The sequence below is a fragment of the Corallococcus sp. AB030 genome (assembly GCF_003668965.1).
Classification (GTDB): domain Bacteria; phylum Myxococcota; class Myxococcia; order Myxococcales; family Myxococcaceae; genus Corallococcus; species Corallococcus exiguus.
On sequence record NZ_RAWQ01000444.1, the window covers coordinates 1 to 1,375 of the forward strand.

The 1,375-nt window shown below is 72.4% G+C and carries 1 protein-coding gene; it reads right to left on the reverse strand.

Translation table 11 applies throughout. The features are described 5' to 3' along the window. A partial coding sequence (locus D7Y15_RS43470) for an FAD-binding oxidoreductase (RefSeq protein WP_148713048.1) occupies positions 1 to 1,359 on the reverse strand: 1,359 nt, incomplete at its 3' end. Positions 1,360 to 1,375: the final 16 nt, after the last annotated feature.

The following is a 1,375-nucleotide window of genomic DNA, read 5'->3' on the forward strand; positions in this document are numbered from 1 at the left end:
GGCGCGGGCGTCCTCGCCGCGGACGTCCCGGTCATAGGCGAGCGCGGTGACCAGATAGACGCAGCGCGGGGAGTGGGCGAGGAGCGCGAGGTTGGGTTCGAACCCGAAGAGGCGGGGGACGCGATCGGCGATGTCCGTGGCGCGCTTCGCCTCCGGGCCGGTGAAGGGGACGGCGACGGAGCACCAGATGAAGCCGCAGCGGTCGCGATCCGGGTGCGGGTCCTCCGGCTTGGGCGTGCGCTTGCGCCAGTAGGCCATGGCGAGGTTGGTTTCGGTGGGGACGCCCTGGAGCGTGCCCTCGCCGAAGGGGGCCACCGGGCCGAAGGACAGGGGGCGGAAGGCGCCTTCCACGGCGCGTGCGAGCCGCTTCTCCAAGAGGGCGCCCATCTCCGCGTCCGGGGCGATGAGGGTGCCGCTGATGGCCCAGCGGCCAAAGCCCTCGCGGAGCTTCTCGCGGGCCCAGTCCGGTAGCGGCGCGCGGCCCACGGAGGGGTAGGGGAACTGCTGGGTGATGCTGTAGGCCTTGATGTCGTTCCAGAAGAAGAAGCTGCCCTTGAGCGTGCCATCCAGGGCCAGGGCCTGGAGCCGGTCCACCATGTCCCAGAGCTGGGCGTCGTCGTTCACGGCGCAGAAGAAGTCGCGCAGCCAGGGCTGCTTGCGCGCCAGCCAGAACGTCATCCGCGTCACCACGCCCAGTGACGACTGGCTGAAGAGGCCGTCCAGCACCGGGCCCAGGCCCCAGCGGAACACCGGGGCGGAGCGGGCGCCGGGGAAGCGCGCGTGGCCCGTCTCCACGCGCTCGCCCGTGGGGAGCACGGCCTCCAGCGCGCACACGTGCTGGAAGATGTCCGCGTTGGGACCGGCCCCGTCACCGCGCTCCAGCGCGTTGCCCACCATGCTCGCGTCCGGCGACCCGCCGATGGTGGTGATGAACGTGGAGGAGCCCTTGTCGCGCAGGTACTCGTAGGCCTGGCGGAACGTCACGCCGGGCTCCACGGTGAGGTACGCGAGCTGTTCGTCGTGCGCGAGGATGCGGTTCATGCGCCCCAGGTCCAGCAGCACGCTGCCGTCGCCGGGAGGCACGCGCGAGCCGTAGCCCCAGTTGCGGCCGGCGCTCACCGGGTACACCGGCACGCGGTGCTCGCTGGCGATGCGCAGGCACGCCTGCACCTGCGCCGTGTCCGCCGGCCGCACGATGGCGGGGATGCGCTGGGTGGTGGCGAAGGTGGCCGTTTCCGCGGCCTCCAGCGCTTCGGTGTCCAGGATGACGTGTGCTTCGCCCACGGCCTCCCGCCACGCGGCCAGGGCCGCTCGCAGGTCACCGGGGTGGGTGGGGGCCTTCGCTTCGGTCTCGCTCACGGGGCCGCAGTATGCC